The sequence below is a fragment of the Bdellovibrio sp. HM001 genome, from assembly GCF_055397275.1.
The window spans coordinates 1322819-1338788 of record NZ_AP029174.1; the positions used below are offsets into that span (position 1 = coordinate 1322819).

The window sequence follows — 15970 nt, forward strand, 5'->3', positions numbered from 1 at the left end:
GGGGGGAAGCTGCTTTGTGGGTTGTGCTTTGCGGCTAAAAAAGTGCGGGTGGCGGTCTGGCAGCTTTGACAGGACCTTGGTCTTAAGTTACGATTCTTCATCGAAATTGTAAGTACTTAGAAATCTTATAGATTTTTAAAAATCCGGGCCGGGCCCGATGATGGGGAATGGGAACTTTGAGTAAGCTTCTTTGTGCACTGTTAATCACATTCTTAACTTCTGCGGTTGTGGCGGCTCCTGCCAAAAAGACCACGAAGGCGAAAGCTCCTGTGCAAGCAGCAGCCGAAGCTTCTTCGGGGTTGATTGTCAAAACCATTGAAGTTTCTGGCAACCGCAAGATTGAAAAAGACGCTATTCTTGCAAAGATCACCACCAAAGTGGGCGAGCAGTATTCAGCCGACCATATTCGTGCGGACGTGCTTTCATTGTTCAATCTTGGTTTCTTCAACGACATCGAAGTCAGTCGTCAAGTCACTGGCAAAGACGTCGCGCTGACGTATAAAGTTCTGGAAAAGCCTTCCATCGTGGAGATCACTTACGAAGGCAACAGTGAAGTTAAATCAGAAGACATGGCGGATGCATCCGGGATCAAGGCTTATCAGCTTTTGAATATGGCCAAGGTGAAAGAGGCCGTCGAAAAAATCCAAAAGCTGTACGAGGACAAAGGTTTCTTCCTGGCGAAGGTGGATTACGAAGTTCAGGAAGTGACCAAGGACGAAACAGTTCGTTTGGTTTTCAAAGTTCGTGAAAACGATAAGGTGAAAGTTAAAAAGATCACTTTCCTGGGGAATAAACACCTGGGTGACAGCGCCTTGAAATCCAAAATGCTGACCTCTGAAGGCGGCTTCTTCTCGGGCTTGAGTGGTTCTGGTCAATACAAACAAGAAATGTTTGAGCGTGACGTGCAGATCCTGCGTTTCCTTTACTGGAATCAGGGTTATGTTCAGGCCAAGGTGGATCGTCCTCAGGTGACGGTGACTCCGGATAAGAAAAACATCTATATCGCCATCCGTATCGAGGAAGGTGAACAGTACAATGTCGGTGACGTGGATTTCGCCGGGGACCTGCTGTTCCCGAAGTCTGAACTGCGTGAAGTGATCAATATCGACGACAACGGTGTGTTTGCCTACGATGTTCTGCAGAAGGACATCAGCGAGTTGACGGCAAAGTACGGGGATCTTGGATACGCTTATGCCAACGTGATCCCGCGCACACGCTTTAACGATAAAGAGCGCCGTGTGGATCTGGTGTTTGAGTTCGACAAAGGGAACAAGGTTTACTTCGGTAAGATCAATATGATCGGCAACACCAAAACCCGCGACAAAGTCATTCGTCGTGAGCTGAAGGTGCACGAGGGTGAGCTTTACAATGAAACCCGTCGTCGTCAGTCTTTGGAAAACATCCAGCGCCTGGGCTTCTTCGAGGAAGTGAACTTTAAGACGTCGATTGATCCAGAGCGCACTGAAGTGATGAATGTGGACATCGCGGTGAAAGAGCGTAACACCGGACAGATCCAGGTGGGGGCCGGGTACGGGACGTCTCAGGGCTTCACATTGCAGGGGTCCGTGAATCAGGCCAACTTCCTGGGTAAGGGTCAGAACTTGGGTGCGTCCCTGAATCTGAGCAACACAGGCAGTTACTATAGCTTGTCTTTCACAGAGCCTTACTTCCGCGACACTTTGTGGTCATTGGGAGCGGACATCTATCAAAGTGCCAACTCCGGCCGTGTGGACTATGACGAGAATCACCGCGGGGGCGCGATCCGCTTGGGTCACCCTATCGCTGAGTACACTCGCGGTTTCCTGAAGTACAAGTACGATGACACGGAGCTTGAGGAAAAATACGAAAACGGCAAGTTGATCACGGATCCGGATTTGTTCCCGTTGAAAACGGCCTCTGGCGTCACGAGTTCTTTGACGGCTAGTATCGAATATGACACACGCAACGATCGTCAGATGCCAAGTAAGGGTATTTATACGAGTGGTTCTTATGAATACGCCGGTCTGGGTGGAGATCTGAAATACACTCGCGGAACGGCGAACTTCCGCTACTACAAGAATCTGTTCTGGGACGTAGTGTGGCGAAATAACATCCAATACGCCCGCATCGACTCTTTGGAAGGCCAGGAAGTGCCATTCAGTGAGCTGTATTTGCTAGGGGGACCGTACTCACTACGTGGTTACCGATCCTACCGTGTGGGAAAAATGAAACAGTCCAAGATGATCTATGACGAGCTTGAACCTTCTTTGGGACCAGAGAAGGCCAAAGAGCAGTCTATGCGTTTCTATGGTGGTGTTCAGCAGGCGATGTACCAGACGGAATTACAGTTCCCTTTGGTGAAGGAAGCTGGCATCATGGGAGCTGGATTCTTCGACGTCGGTGCGGCAGATGATCTTCTAACCGAGGATAAATTCTTCGCGGACGTGGGCTTCGGTATCCGTTGGTACTCTCCAATCGGGGTCTTGCGCTTCGAATGGGGCTTCCCACTGAATCGTAACTCCATCTACCACGACGCCACCGTCTTCGAATTCTCCATCGGCCCGTCGTTCTAGGGCCGACAGGCGGAGAGCGCAGCGGGCCTAGCCCGCGTAGCTGAACCAGCGCTGGCAGCCGGATGCTGAAGCGCCTGTAGGCGCGTAAGCTGGACTCGCGCTCACGCGCAGGATGCTGAAGCGCCTGTAGGCGCGTAAGCTGGACTCGCGCTCACGCGCAGGATGCTGAAGCGCCGTTAGGCGCGTAAGCTGGACTTAAAAAATTTAAAAACCTTTAAGGAGGATTTGGGAATGAAAAGAATGTTGATCGTGCTAAGCATGCTATTGACGGCATCTTTGGCGCAGGCAGAAGCAAAAATTGGTTTCGTTGATATGCAAAAAGCGATTCAATCCACTTCTGCAGGTAAGAAAGCAAAAACGGAGCTTGAGTCTGATTTCAATAAAAAGAAAAAAGAACTTGAGAAAAAAGAAGCTGACTTGAAAAAGATGGGTGAAGACCTTGAAAAGAAAAAGTCTGTTCTTTCTGAAGAAGCACTTGGCAAAAAACAAGCTGAGTTCCAGGAAGAAATGCTGAAGTACCGTGATGTGGTTGGAAAAAGCCAGATCGAAATTCAGAAAAAAGAGCGTGAGTTGACGGCTCCGATTCTGGAAAAAATGAAAAAAGTGATCGCTAAGTTGGCCAAAGATAAAGGCTACACTATGGTGATCGAAAACTCGCAAATGGTTCTTTACGCAACTTCTGACGCAGATTTGACAGAAGAAGTGATCAAGGCCTTTGAAAAAGAAAAGTAGTTGATAATAAAACGAAAAGGGCCTGAAAAGGCCCTTTTCCATTTAGGAATTAAAATCCATGGCAAATTATAAAATTCATCCAAGCAGTGTTATTTCTCCAGACATCCAAATCGCCGACGACGTCGAGATCGGTCCTTACTGCTTGATCCAGGGTAAAGGTTTTATTGGAAAAGGCACGTTCGTTGAAGGTCATGTGACACTGGGTTCACGTCACGGGATCATTGAAATCGGCGAAAATAATCATTTCTGTCCAGGTGCTGTTATTGGGGGGGCTCCTCAGGATCTTTCCTACAAAGGTGAACCAACCAAATTGATCATTGGTAATAACAATACATTCCGTGAATTCTCCACCGCCAATCTGGCGACCAGCAAAGGTGATGGAAAGACTGAGATCGGCAACAACGGCTATTTCATGGCGTACACGCACATTGGGCATGACTGCAAGGTCGGTGACAATGTGACGATTGCGAACAACTCCCATCTGGGCGGGCACTGCGAGATCGAAGACGGTGTGACGATCGGCGGGGTGTGTGCCTTTAATCAGTTTACAAAAGTGGGTAAAGGCGCGTTTGTGGCGGGCTCGTCCATTGTGAACAAGGACATTTTGCCGTTCTGTCGTGCACAAGGGACGTATGCGACGATTCGTGCGACCAATAAGATTGGTTTGGCGCGTAAGGGCTTCCCGCGTGAAGAGATCTCAAATGTTCACAAAGCTATTCGTATCATCATCATGGGGTCTCACACGGTGGAAGAGGGTATTGAGCGCATCCTGAAAGAGTGCGCGATGAGCCCGAACATCGAGTACTTCATCAACTTTATCAGAAGTTCCAAGCGTGGCATTGCTGTCGATAGAAGTCCAAAAGGATGGCAGGACGATGAGTAACAAAAAGCTTCGTGCGGCGGTTGTCGGGGTTGGCTACCTGGGCAACTTCCATGCACAGAAATACAAAAACAACCCCCATGTGGAGTTGGTCGGCGTTTGCGATCATTTCCCGGCACAGGCGGATAAAATTGCGTCGACCTTGGAAGTTAAAAGCTTCCATAAACCGGAAGACCTTGTCGGTCAGGTGGATTTGGTCACGATCGCGGCCAGCACTTTAAGTCATTTCGAGCTGGCCAAAATGTTCCTGCAAAATGGCATCCATGTGAACGTGGAAAAGCCAATCACGGCGACGGTTCCTCAGGCTGAAGAGCTTTTGGCTCTGGCGCAAAAGCACAACGTGAAGCTGGCGGTGGGACACATCGAACGTTTTAATCCTGCAGTGAATGACTTGAAAAAGCATCTGAAGAATCCGAAGTTCATCGAACTCAACCGCATGGCTCCCTATAACAAACGCGGTTCGGATGTCAGTGTTCTGCATGACCTGATGATCCACGATATGGATCTTTTGTTCTGGTTGACGGGGTCTGAGATTGAATCCATGGTGGCTTCCGGCACGAAGCTTATCTCCAAACATCTGGATACGGCCTCTGTGTCCTTCAAAATGAAAAACGGCGTGCATGCGGTGATCAATGTCAGTCGCGTGTCTCCGGTGGCTCAGCGATCCATTCGGATCTTGCAGGATGATTGCACCTTGTTTGCTCAGACCGGAGTTCTGGAGATTGAAAAGGTGGTTCCAGGGGCGGGCGGTGATGAATTCATTTCCGTCAGCAAGTGGAGTGTTGAAAAAGCCGATGCTTTGCAAAAAGAAACGGACGCCTTTGTTGACTGTGTTTTGCACGACAAAGCACCGGTTGTGACTGGTCTTGATGGTTTGAAAGCATTGAAGGCCATCGAAGACATTCAAAAAATGATTGAGGGTTGATGGATCAGGTTCTGATGGTGGCGGCGGAAGCCTCCAGCGTAACATATGCGCAAAGAATTCTTGAGGCCTGGAAAAAGCAGGGACGCAAAGTACATGCTTTTGGCGTGGGCAGTCAGGATATGGAAGATATCGGCTTTGAACGACTGGGCAAATCCGAGGAGATGGCTGTTGTCGGCGCCGCTGAAATCATCAGTGCCTATAGTCACCTGAAAGGTGTCTTTGACAGCCTTGTGGCCGAGGCTGAAAAACGCCGTCCCAAGGTGGCCATTGTGATGGACTATCCGGAGTTCAATCTGATGCTGGCAAAAAAGCTGCACGCATTGGGGATCCCGGTTGTTTATTATATTTCTCCGCAAGTCTGGGCATGGCGCAAAGGCCGTGTGAAGACGATCAAAAAGTACTGCAAAAAAGTTTTTGTTCTGTTCCCGTTTGAAGTGCCCTTCTATGAAGAGCATGGTGTGCCTTGTGACTTTGTCGGGCATCCGCTTCTGGATGAATTGGATGAGCGTCTTATCGACGACAAGGACTATTTGAAGATTCACCGCAATCAATGCGGTATCCGAGACGATGAAATCGTTCTGGGACTGATGCCGGGCAGCCGTCGTCTGGAGGTGAAACAGCACTTCCAGATTCAGCTGGACACGGCTCGTATTCTGTCCAAGAAATTCCCGAACTTGAAAGTTGTTATTCTGACGGCGCCAACCTTTACCAAGGAATACATGCAGGATCTGCTGGAGGACTTCCGTCTTCCGTACATGCTGTTGAAGGATGAACCTTTCCGCATGATTCATCTGGTGGACATGATGCTGGTGGCCTCTGGAACGGCGACCCTGCAGGTGGGATTGCTGAAAAAACCGATGGTCATCATGTACAAAATGAAATGGCTGACAGGTGTTTTTGCAAAACTCTTCGTGCGTGGGACCAAATATTTTGGTTTGGTGAATCTGATTTTGAACAAAGAGGCTGTGCCTGAAAGATTCCAATCCGAAGTGACGCCAGAAAAACTGGCGGCCCTGTTGGAACGCTATGTTGTGGACAAACAGTATCACGATTCCGTCGTGTCAGATCTGGCGCAGCTTCGTCAATATCTTGGCGACAAGGGGGCCACTCAGCGGGTGGTGAAAGCCCTTGATGAGTATTTCACCTGATGAAACTTTATCTTCGTCCACTTTCTTTTCTGTATGATCAGGTCGTAGGGGTGAAAAACAACCTTTACGACAAGGGCGTGTTCGGAGTTTACAAAGCGCCGGTTCCGGTGGTGAGCATCGGAAATCTGACAGTCGGGGGCACTGGAAAAACGCCGATCACTGATTTTTGTCTGAAGTCTTTGGTGGCTCAGGGGAAGAAGGTGGCGGTGATCAGTCGTTCTTACCGCGCGGATGCCTCTTCGCCCTGTTTGGTGGATGTGGACCATCCCTTTGCGGCTCGGTATTTTGGTGATGAACCTGTCTTGTTGGCCCAGGCCAATCCGCAGGTGTCTGTTTACGTGGGTCCCAGTAAGTGGCGAACGGCCAGATATGCCGTTGAAAATGGCAAGTACGACCTTTTGATTGTCGATGACGGTTTTCAGCACCGTCGCCTGGCGCGGGATCTGAATATCGTCATTTTGGATGCCACCGAAAGCCTTGCGAACTACGAGGTTCTTCCTGAGGGGCGAGCTCGTGAGTCCTGGCAGGGGATTGGACGTGCGGACCTGTTGATTCTATCCAAATGCAATCTGGCCCCTGAAGAGCAACTTAAGCAGCTTGAGGCGCGTCTGCCAAAGGATAAGGAAATACTTTATTTTGGCTACGAGATTCGGCAGTGTCGTAATCAGAAGACCCAGCAGGCGTTGTCGCGAGCGGATCTCAAAGGCAAGAAACTGTTCCTGGTTTCGGCCATTGCTCGACCTGACGTGTTTGAAAAAATGATGCGTGAACTTGGTGAGGTGTCTTCTTTAAGCCGGCACTTCCGTGATCATCATCAGTACACGGCTGAAGATGTGAAAACAATCGAAAGCCAGTTTAAAAAATCCCAGGCGGACTATCTGATTACCACGGAAAAAGATGCGGTGAAGTTGCGCCAGTTGTTCAATGATGCTTCTTTGTTGTGGAGCGCCTCTTTGGAGGTGGCGGAAGCGGGCAAGAAGGGACGTCTTCATGAAGTTATTAATCAAGTTCTTCGTTAGTGTGATGGTTTTCTTCAGCTCTTTGATTCCGCGCCAGTGGCTGCGCAAATCCGGGTCATGGGTGGGCTTTTTGTGGTTTGATGTTTTCGGATTCCGAAAAAAGATTGTTCTGGATAATCTGGACATCGCTTTTCCCGAAAAGACCGCGATTGAAAAGAAAAAAATCGGGCGCGAGTCGGTGTATCAGTTGGGATACAATTTTGCCGAGTTCTTTTTCATTCCCTCGGTCACGCAAGACTGGATTCAGAAGAATGTGGTCTTTCATGGCTGGGAAAACATTGAAAAAGCCCGCATCCAGGGGAAGGGAATGTTCTTCCTGACACTTCACCTGGGGAATGGGGACCTTGCCTCCAACGCGATTGTCATGAATGGGCAGGATGTGAATATCATCACCAAAAGATTCAAAACAAAGTGGTTTGATGATTTATGGTTCTCAGTGCGCGGGGCAAAAGGTGTGAAGTACATCGATGCCCATGCTCCCAATAATGCCTTTGAGATTCTCAAAGCACTGAAGCGAAATGAAGCTTTGGTTTTTGTCCTTGATCAGTTTATGGGGCGCCCCTTCGGGATTGAGACCCGCTTCTTCGGCAAGAAAACGGGCACGGCCTATGGTCTAGCTCTGTTTGTGCAAAAAACCAAAGCTCCAGTGCTGCCGATCTATACCTATGAGGGGGAAGACAAGAAACTTCACGTGGTAGTTGAGCCAGCGATGGACACGGCCACTTGTGTGACTGATGATAAGGATCAGACGACTCTCAATATGACTCAGGCTTTCTGTGATAAGCTGGAGCAGATTGTGAGAAAGCACCCGGAACAATGGATGTGGGTGCATCGACGTTGGAAGGATTTCCGGTGAATTTTAGACTGCTTCTTGGTGCATTGACTTCAGCTTTGTTGTTTTCAGCTTGTTCGACTTCGTTTTTGAAGTATGACAAGACCGATCAGCTCAAGAAAAACGAAGAGTTCGAAGAAGCAGTTAAGATCGTCAAGCAACCGGTGCCAGAATCAGCGGAAACAACGCCTTCGGCGCCTCCGGTGGCCCCGGAAAAGACCGAACCTGTCAAGCCTGTGCCACCTTCGAAGGCGGCTGTAAAAACCCCGGAAAAAAAGGCTGCCGCCCAGATAAGCAAAACACCTGCAAAGAAAACGGACAATCCTAAAGGAAAGAAGATGGCAGAAAAGTCCAGTGTTTCTGAAGTGGCCGTCAGACAGCCGGAACTGGAGGACTCCGTAGGTTTTAACGGACGTCGTCCGCTGGTGGATCCTTTCCGCGAAGGTGAGGAGGTCGTGCATAATGTGCATTACTTCAAGGTTTCTGCCGGAGAGCTTCGCATGAAGGTTGAGCCCTTTGCCATGGTCAATAGTCGCAAAGCTTATACTTTTGCCGTGGAAATCAAAACCAGTTCATTGTTCTCAACCTTTTACAGCGTTGAAGACCGAGTAGAGACCTTTGTGGACTACGAGGATCTGGTGCCGCGTGTCTTCCAGTTGCATGTAAAGGAATCCGGCCAGTTGCGAGAAGCAAAAATGCTCTTCGATACAGATAAGGGCCTTGCGACCTTCTGGGAAAAGAAGGTCACCAAAGAGGACGGCGAAAAGGAAAAGAAGGAAACCTGGGAAATTCTGCCTTACACACAGAACGTCTATAGCGCCATTTTCTACATGCGAAACTTCCAGTGGGAAACCGGAAAAGAGTATTCCTTCCGCGTTGGAAACGACAAAGAAAATCTGGTGTTCTCCGGTAAAGCCATTCGTCGTGAGGTTCTGGACACCAAGTTAGGTCCGATGAAGGCCATTGTGGTTCAGCCTAATATCACCTTAAAGGGAAAATTCAAACCTATCGGCGACAATTTCATTTGGTTGTCGGACGATGACCGCAAATATATTCTAAGGATCGAATCTAAGATCAAGATCGGAACTCTGATCTCTGAAGTCGTCGAAATCAAGCCCGGCCGCTGATAGCGGTCTCTTTCCGGCGTTATGCTGCGGGGAACTTCTGTCATGGATCTGCGCATTTTTGCGCGGGCCAATTTTTTAATTTGTTAGCGTTGTTGGTCAGCTTGCAGTCGTTGGACGGCAAGAGTTTCGATTTCTTTTGCCAGAAACAGGTTTTGGGAAAGAACGCGATAGAAGTCTTTCTGTTGGATCTCCAGAAGGACTGTTTCTTGTTGTGTGGTTGCGCTGGCTGTGCGCTGGCCGCCGCTCATGAGCAAGGAAATCTCGCCGAAACAGGCGCCTTGGCCCATCACATTGATGTTTCTGCCTTGCTGGCTTATTACAACACTGCCCTGGACGACAATATAGCAGGTGTTCGCCGCTTGTCCTTCGTTGAACAGTCGTTGATGCGCGGGCGCTTTTACCAGGCGGCCCGAGAAAATCAAACTGTCCAGGCAGTCCCCCGGAAGTTTTTTAAAAACAGGCGAGGACTGCAAAGCCTGAAGTATCCAGAAGCGATGTTGCAGAGTTTGGGCTTTTTCAGTTTTGATCAGTTGATCAAACTCGGGCAGGTGACGAACCCGCAGAATTTCACTGGGAGCCAGAGTGATCACATCCGCCGTGCGTGGTTGATTTAGCAAAAAACCACTTTCGCCGAACAGGGCTCCTGGTTCCAGGGCTGCAATCAGTTGACGGTGTTGCGCATCCATCACGCGATAGATTCCGGCCTGACCTTTTAATAGAATAAAAAGATCACGGTCGTTCTTGCCGGTTTGAATGACTTTGATGTGAGCGGGAACCTGAAAACGCTCGGCCTTTTGTAAAAGAAACTGTGCCAGCTCTGCATCCAGCGATCGGAAAAAGGGCAGTTGCTGGGCTGACACCGAAAGGCTTCCAGTGAGCTGTGACCCCAGGTTGGAGCCGACAGCATTGGCCAGAGTGGCGGCTTTGTTAAAGTAATCACGAATCACCGGATTAAGCAGAATTCCCTCATGCACCAAAAACTCAAGCAAAGAGGACAGCTCGCGGAAGTTGACCAGCCATCCTTGTCCCAGAAAGAACTGCACCAAGCCTTCGACGGAGGTGCCGTTCTTTAGAACATCGAGATAAGAATACTGCAAGGGACTCAGGCGAAAACTCTTTCGCGTGGCCAGAACGGTCATCAGACCGCCATCTGGGGCAGGTTGCAGTTGCAAGGGTTGGAGCTGGACCTGTTCTTTTTCAAATCTCATAAAATGATTCTGGCATTCAAATGACGACAATACAAAGGTCTTAAATGCAGGGCTGGACCTGTGCTCAGCTTTCACCTGACATAGAATCAGACTATGGCCATTGTGGATTGTCGATATTTCTCAGGTTATAAACCATGTTCAAAAAATGAATCCTGCGACAGCGGTTGCCAGGATAAGGACATCCCGGCGCTTTCCATTTTGGTTGTTCACCTCGGAGCCCTGGGGGCCGTGGTCCGCAGCACCAGCTTGTTGCGGGCGATGAAACGTAAATACCCCTCTTCGATGATCACTTGGGTCACCGATGCCCCAGCACATCATCTTCTAAAAAATCATCCTGCCATCGATCGAGTTCTGACAACCAGTGAAGCGGATTTATTGCAGTTATCCTCCCTGGAGTTCGAAATTGGCTTTGTGATCGACAAGTCCCTGAAAGCTTGTGGGGTTGTGAACCGTACCAAAGTGGATCAGGTTTTCGGTTTCAAAGCTCAAGGCCGCAATGGCGCGATTGTTCCAGCCACACCAGCGGCGACAGAACTGTGGGAGCTGGGGCTTGATAACCATAAAAAGTTTTTCGTGAACCAGAAGCCTGAAACACAGTTGATGGTGGAAGCTTTGGAAATCGGTCCCTATCGTCGGGACGAGTACTGGTTGCCACTCACGCAGGAAGAAGAACACAGAGCCCATGAACGTCGCTCCGAGTGGCTGAGAGTGAACGGCAAAGACCTCATCGTGGGCCTCAACACAGGTTGCAGCAACGTTATTGCGGCAAAAAAGTGGACGGTGGAATTTCACCGCATGGTCATCACCAATATTCTGAAAGAAATCCCTCGGGCCGAAATAGTTTTGTTGGGAGGCCCTGAAGATACAGAACGCAATCAGAGAATTGCTCGGGGTCTGCCGGTGGTGTCATCGGCGACAGAATCCGGTCTGCGCGATGGTTTGGTCAGTGTGGCGGCATGCGATGTCGTTGTCACCGGGGACAGCTTGGGAATGCACATGGCGATCGCACAAAAGAAGCAGGTGGTGGCGTGGTTTGGTCCGACTTGTGCTCACGAGATCGACATCTATGACAGAGGATTTAAGCTTCTGGCACAAAGCCCCTGCAGTCCTTGCTGGAAGAGGACTTGTGAAAAGTCGATTATGTGCTACGATCAGGTCTCTTTAGAGGAAGTTCTGAATGCCCTTAAATCTTGTTGTTCAAACCGCCTTTCTGGGCGACTTACTGCTATCGATCCCGCTCCTTAAAAAGTGCCGGGCGCTTTGGCCTGAGCACAAGCTGGGATTGGTATGTCGTAAAGGTTTGGGTGACTTCTTTCTTAAGGCGGGGATTGTTGATCAGATCTATGAGATCGAAAAAGGCAAGAAAGACACCTACAGCCGCATTCTGCAGCAACTTAAAACAGAAAAAGTCGATCATCTGATTTCTCCTCATGAATCCATGCGCACGGTTTTATTCTGTGCGCAGATCAAGGCTCAGCATAAGATTTCTTATAAAAATGCCTGGAACTTTTTTGTCTTTGGCGAACGGGTGGTGCGTGATGTGCGTCTGCCGGATGCAATGAGACAACTGAGTCTGCTGACACCTTTTGATGCGGATTTAAAAGACCATCTGCAGAACTATGTTCAGACCGCCAAACCCTACCTGCCGTCACAGCAGGGGCATCTTTCGGCGCCGCCGAGTTGGGCCTCCATGTCCCAGCGCGAGCAGGTGTTGAAGCATCAGGAACTTTTTGAGCAGTTAAAAAGCAAGTTTCAGCTTGAAGGCTTCGAGGATGGCAAAGCCATTCTGATTTTCCCTGGCAGCGTGTGGGCGACCAAGCGCTGGACGGAGGAGGGCTTTGTCGGCACGGGCAAAGCTCTGCAGCAGCAAGGTTATAAAATCTATGTCATGGGCGGGCCGGGGGAAGAAACGCTGGCCGAACGAGTGGCATCTCAGATACCGGGCTCTGTTTCCCTGGCAGGGAAAACCAAGATCATCGAATCAGCGCAGCTGATCGCCCGAGCGGCTTTATTGATCGGGAATGACAGTGCCTCGACACATCTGGCGGCGGTCTGTGAAACACCTTTGATTGCGGTCTTTGGTCCGACGATTCTGCAGTTTGGCTATCGTCCGTGGTCTGCGGAAAGTTACGTTGTGCAGAAAAGTGATCTTCGCTGTAGGCCTTGCGGCAAGCATGGCCACAAGGTCTGTCCAATCAAAACCCATGTGTGCATGAAGGACATCCCGGCTGAGGAAGTCCTTCGCACCGCCGGATTTATTCTTCGTTAGTATATTCTTTCACATTGATGCCGTACTTGCGGATTTTTCTCAGCAAAGTGTTCTTGGGAATATTCGCCTGCGCCACGGTTTGATTAATTCTACCGTTATTGGCTTTCAGCGCACTGATGATAAATTCCTTTTCCATCTCTTCCTTGAAGGCATCAAAATCCAAGGGACCTGAATAACCAACACTCGCCGTTTTATCAGCACCTTCTTTAGGCGCCAGCTTGATCGAATCCGGCAGGGAGTCCACGGTGATCTGATGGCTGTTTTCCACGATGAAGGAGCGCTCAATGATGTTTTCCAGCTCACGGATGTTGCCCGGCCAACGATAGGACTTCAGCATATCCAAAGCTTCCGGAGTGATACCGGTGATCTGACGACCATGTTGTTTGGAGAATTTTTTAATAAAGTTTCCAGCCAGGGCCTCGATATCATCCGCACGCTCGCGCAGCGGTGGCAGGAAGATCGGCATCACGTTCAGGCGATAGAACAAGTCTTCGCGGAATTCACCCTCTTCCATCATCTTTTCCAGATTGCGGTTGGTGGCGGCAATAATGCGGGTGGTGGTTTTCACCTCGCGGTTGCTGCCGACCGGGGTGAACTTGCGCTCTTGCAGAACGCGCAGAAGTTTCACCTGCATGTCGGGACGAAGCTCGCCGATTTCATCCAGGAATAAAGTTCCGTTGTTGGCCAGTTGGAATTTACCGATCTTTCTTTCCACAGCGCCCGTGAAGGCGCCTTTTTCATGACCGAAGAGCTCACTTTCCATCAGGTTTTCCGGGATGGCGCCGCAGTTGATCGCGACAAAGGCGCCGGACTTGCGAGGGGAGTTGAAGTGGATCGCGCGGGCGACCAGTTCTTTACCCGTACCGTTTTCACCACGCACCAGAACGGTGGTGTCCACTTTGCACAGACGATAGATCAGGTTGAAGACCTCTTTCATTTTAGAGGAGCCACCAACGATCTCGCTTTCGATGTCGTCATCGAAAACCGGGTTGGACATGGCTAGGCTTGAAATCAGGTCGCGGGCTTCCAGGCACTTGCGCACGATTTCGGTCAGACGCTGAGGTTGTACGGGTTTTTCAACGTAATCGTAAGCGCCCTCTTTGATCGCAATAACCGCGTCATTCAAGTTCGAATGAGCCGTCATTAGGACCACAAAGGTGCGGGGATCGTGTTCCTTGATGGCGGTCAAAGCCTCAAGGCCGTTCATCTCCGGCATTTTTACGTCCATCAAAACCAGGTCCCATTGTTGCTCTTTCACTTTTTCGAAAGCTTCACGACCCGTGGCCGCCTCTTCGACTGTGAACTCGATTTCCGGCATGGTGGATTTCAGAATGGAAATCACAGAGCGGCGCAGTTCCGCCTCGTCATCGACAATCAGTGTGTGGAGTTTAGTTATCATAGCAGCACCTCATCATCTTCAGATTCCAGCGGCAAGGTGAAAGAAACCGTGGTGCCTTGGCCCACTTTACTTTCCATCGTCACTTTACCACCGTGGAGTTCAATAAAATATTTAACCAGATAAAGACCCAGCCCCGTTCCCTTGGTGCGCAGGTCCTGATCGCTTCCGCGAGTAAACTTACCCCAGACTTTTTCCATGTCTTCGGGTTTGATTCCTTCACCGGTGTCTTTCACCAGAACATGAATATCTTCTTCGGACTCATGGGAAATCACTTCGATCTGACCGCCGCGAGGAGTGTACTTGATCGCATTTTCAATCAGGTTGATCACAACCTCTTTAAGCAGTGTCGTATCGAATTCCGCCGAGAACATCGGTTCCAGGGCGGTGTGTATTTCAATGCCCCGTTCGCGCGCCAAAGGACGCAGGTGTTGCAGGGCTTCTTCGATGATCTCGTTAATGTCCGCCACTTCTTTGTTGATCTTGAAGTCCCGGGACTCCACACGCAGGACCTTCAGGATGGACTGGATGTATCGATTCAGTTCTTCACTGAACAGGCGTAAAGACTTCAGGTCCTGTCCCAGCTCCTCTTCCTGCGAGTGTTGGGTCAGCAGTCGATCCACAATGGCCTGGATTTTGGCGATCGGTGTTTTCAGGTCGTGGGAGATCAGGCTGACGAAGTTGTTTTTAAGCTGTTCGAGCTCGGCCAGATATTCCTGTTCCTGCTGCAGGCGGAAGTTTTGTTGCTCAATCTTCGTGGCCTGATATCCGATGAAGATGATCCAGCTGGCGCCAAGAAGAATAAACGGAGAAAAGGCCGGGGACCAGAAATAGAAGCTGTCAAACACCCAGGCCGACAGGGCCGCCAATAGGGTGCCAATCCACACAATACAGAACAAGGCCACAGACTGCGGGTAAGTGGTAATCACAAAAACCGCAAACAGCATCAGCACGAAGAATCCTGCAGCATACCAAATAAACGGCAGGCGCTGGATCCACTTGTTACCCAGAACAGTGTCCGTGATATGTGCCAGAATCTCTGTACGGGAAAGTGTTCCCATCGGGGTCATATACACGGGAGCCGAAGAGGTTTCCGCACCGATCAGAATGATTTTGTCGGTGAAGGCGTTGGCCGGAAGTTCGTCATACAGGATCTCGCTTAGGCTGTATTGCTTAAAGACCCGGCTGGAACCGCGATAATTGATTGGAAGTCCCGCCAGTTGGGTCGGAAACTTCTTGCCCGTGATCTTTTCCACCAGATGAGGCATTTCAGCTCTTTGAGGGAAGACCCGGCGAACAACGCCGTCTTCGTCACGTCGGAGTTCATTTGAACCCAGATTGGTGTGTTCGCGGTTGCTGAACACAGGCATCAGGATGCGCTCCAAAGAGTTGGTCGTGGAAGCCCAAACCACCCGAGGGTCCAGGAACAGTCGCTGTTCTTCAGGGGTCATTCGCACGGAGCCGACGTTATCCCCGAAGTAAAGTGTCACACCCACAGACTTTGGGTTTTGACGAAGAATGCGCAAAAGCAGTTCGGACCACAGGGGCTTGTTCCAGAAGAAGCTGTCGGTGATGTCCGTCACTTCGCTCATATTGTCCAGGAAGTTGGTGCGGGAATCATAGATCATGGAAAAGTCGGACTGACGAATCGTGATCAGAACAATCTGGGATGAGGTCTTTTGGTCGCCACGCAGTTGAAAGCGCTGGTCGTAGGACGTGATTTCGTCATTGGACAGAGCCAGACAGCCAATCAGCCAGCACAGGATACAACGAAGCCAAAATCCCCGGCGTCGGGAGAAGAAACGAAGCAGGACTTCGAGTTTGAAGGTAAGATGCTGAATCAGGTCCTTTTGCACGCGTCGCAACATAGCAAATTTATTAA

Annotated in this window: 13 protein-coding genes; 10 read left to right on the plus strand and 3 right to left on the minus strand. The window is 49.9% G+C overall.

Translation table 11 applies throughout. The features are described 5' to 3' along the window. The first annotated feature begins 167 nt into the window (after positions 1-167). The 8 genes from bamA to ACZ5ZZ_RS06430 all read left to right on the plus strand — a co-directional run bounded on the left by bamA (position 168) and on the right by ACZ5ZZ_RS06430 (position 9215). A complete protein-coding gene (gene bamA / locus ACZ5ZZ_RS06395; RefSeq protein ID WP_464141814.1) occupies positions 168-2552 on the plus strand; it encodes an outer membrane protein assembly factor BamA in 2385 nt (794 codons plus the stop codon). Between the two features lie 231 nt (positions 2553-2783). Beyond that, positions 2784-3284 carry an OmpH/Skp family outer membrane protein gene (locus ACZ5ZZ_RS06400; RefSeq protein WP_464134463.1) on the plus strand — a complete coding sequence of 167 codons (501 nt, stop codon included), beginning with the start codon at positions 2784-2786 and terminating at the stop codon, positions 3282-3284. A gap of 58 nt (positions 3285-3342) precedes the next feature. Further along, positions 3343-4167 carry an acyl-ACP--UDP-N-acetylglucosamine O-acyltransferase gene (gene lpxA / locus ACZ5ZZ_RS06405; RefSeq protein WP_464134465.1) on the plus strand — a complete coding sequence of 275 codons (825 nt, stop codon included), beginning with the start codon at positions 3343-3345 and terminating at the stop codon, positions 4165-4167. Beyond that, positions 4160-5089 carry a Gfo/Idh/MocA family protein gene (locus tag ACZ5ZZ_RS06410; RefSeq protein WP_464141817.1) on the plus strand — a complete coding sequence of 310 codons (930 nt, stop codon included), beginning with the start codon at positions 4160-4162 and terminating at the stop codon, positions 5087-5089. The genes lpxA and ACZ5ZZ_RS06410 overlap by 8 nt, the downstream gene beginning before the upstream one ends. Then, entirely contained in the window at positions 5089-6237 is a 1149-nt protein-coding gene (lpxB, locus tag ACZ5ZZ_RS06415; RefSeq protein WP_464134470.1) for a lipid-A-disaccharide synthase, read from the plus strand. Before ACZ5ZZ_RS06410 ends, lpxB begins: the two co-directional genes overlap by 1 nt. Beyond that, positions 6237-7256, plus strand: coding sequence for a tetraacyldisaccharide 4'-kinase (gene lpxK, locus ACZ5ZZ_RS06420; protein ID WP_464134472.1), 1020 nt, complete (start codon positions 6237-6239; stop codon positions 7254-7256). Before lpxB ends, lpxK begins: the two co-directional genes overlap by 1 nt. Further along, a complete protein-coding gene (locus tag ACZ5ZZ_RS06425) occupies positions 7228-8112 on the plus strand; it encodes a lysophospholipid acyltransferase family protein (RefSeq protein ID WP_464134475.1) in 885 nt (294 codons plus the stop codon). Before lpxK ends, ACZ5ZZ_RS06425 begins: the two co-directional genes overlap by 29 nt. After that, positions 8109-9215, plus strand: a complete 1107-nt coding sequence (locus ACZ5ZZ_RS06430; RefSeq protein WP_464141819.1) for a DUF3108 domain-containing protein — start codon at positions 8109-8111, stop codon at positions 9213-9215. Before ACZ5ZZ_RS06425 ends, ACZ5ZZ_RS06430 begins: the two co-directional genes overlap by 4 nt. Before the next feature lie 83 nt (positions 9216-9298). On the opposite strand, the gene ACZ5ZZ_RS06435 is transcribed toward ACZ5ZZ_RS06430, so the two are convergent. Next, complete coding sequence (locus ACZ5ZZ_RS06435; RefSeq protein ID WP_464141821.1) at positions 9299-10423, minus strand: cyclic nucleotide-binding domain-containing protein; 1125 nt, start codon at positions 10421-10423, stop codon at positions 9299-9301. 93 nt (positions 10424-10516) lie between these two features. On the opposite strand from ACZ5ZZ_RS06435, the gene ACZ5ZZ_RS06440 reads away from it, so the two are divergent. Together ACZ5ZZ_RS06440 and ACZ5ZZ_RS06445 are read left to right on the plus strand one after the other, a co-directional pair. After that, positions 10517-11668, plus strand: coding sequence for a glycosyltransferase family 9 protein (locus ACZ5ZZ_RS06440; RefSeq protein ID WP_464141823.1), 1152 nt, complete (start codon positions 10517-10519; stop codon positions 11666-11668). Beyond that, positions 11601-12692 carry a glycosyltransferase family 9 protein gene (locus ACZ5ZZ_RS06445; RefSeq protein WP_464141825.1) on the plus strand — a complete coding sequence of 364 codons (1092 nt, stop codon included), beginning with the start codon at positions 11601-11603 and terminating at the stop codon, positions 12690-12692. Before ACZ5ZZ_RS06440 ends, ACZ5ZZ_RS06445 begins: the two co-directional genes overlap by 68 nt. On the opposite strand, the gene ACZ5ZZ_RS06450 is transcribed toward ACZ5ZZ_RS06445, so the two are convergent. Next, a complete protein-coding gene (locus ACZ5ZZ_RS06450) occupies positions 12679-14091 on the minus strand; it encodes a sigma-54-dependent transcriptional regulator (RefSeq protein WP_464134487.1) in 1413 nt (470 codons plus the stop codon). The genes ACZ5ZZ_RS06445 and ACZ5ZZ_RS06450 overlap by 14 nt on opposite strands. Then, positions 14088-15956 (minus strand): ATP-binding protein, encoded by a 1869-nt coding sequence (locus tag ACZ5ZZ_RS06455; RefSeq protein ID WP_464134488.1) that lies wholly within the window; start codon positions 15954-15956, stop codon positions 14088-14090. The genes ACZ5ZZ_RS06450 and ACZ5ZZ_RS06455 overlap by 4 nt, the downstream gene beginning before the upstream one ends. Positions 15957-15970: the final 14 nt, after the last annotated feature.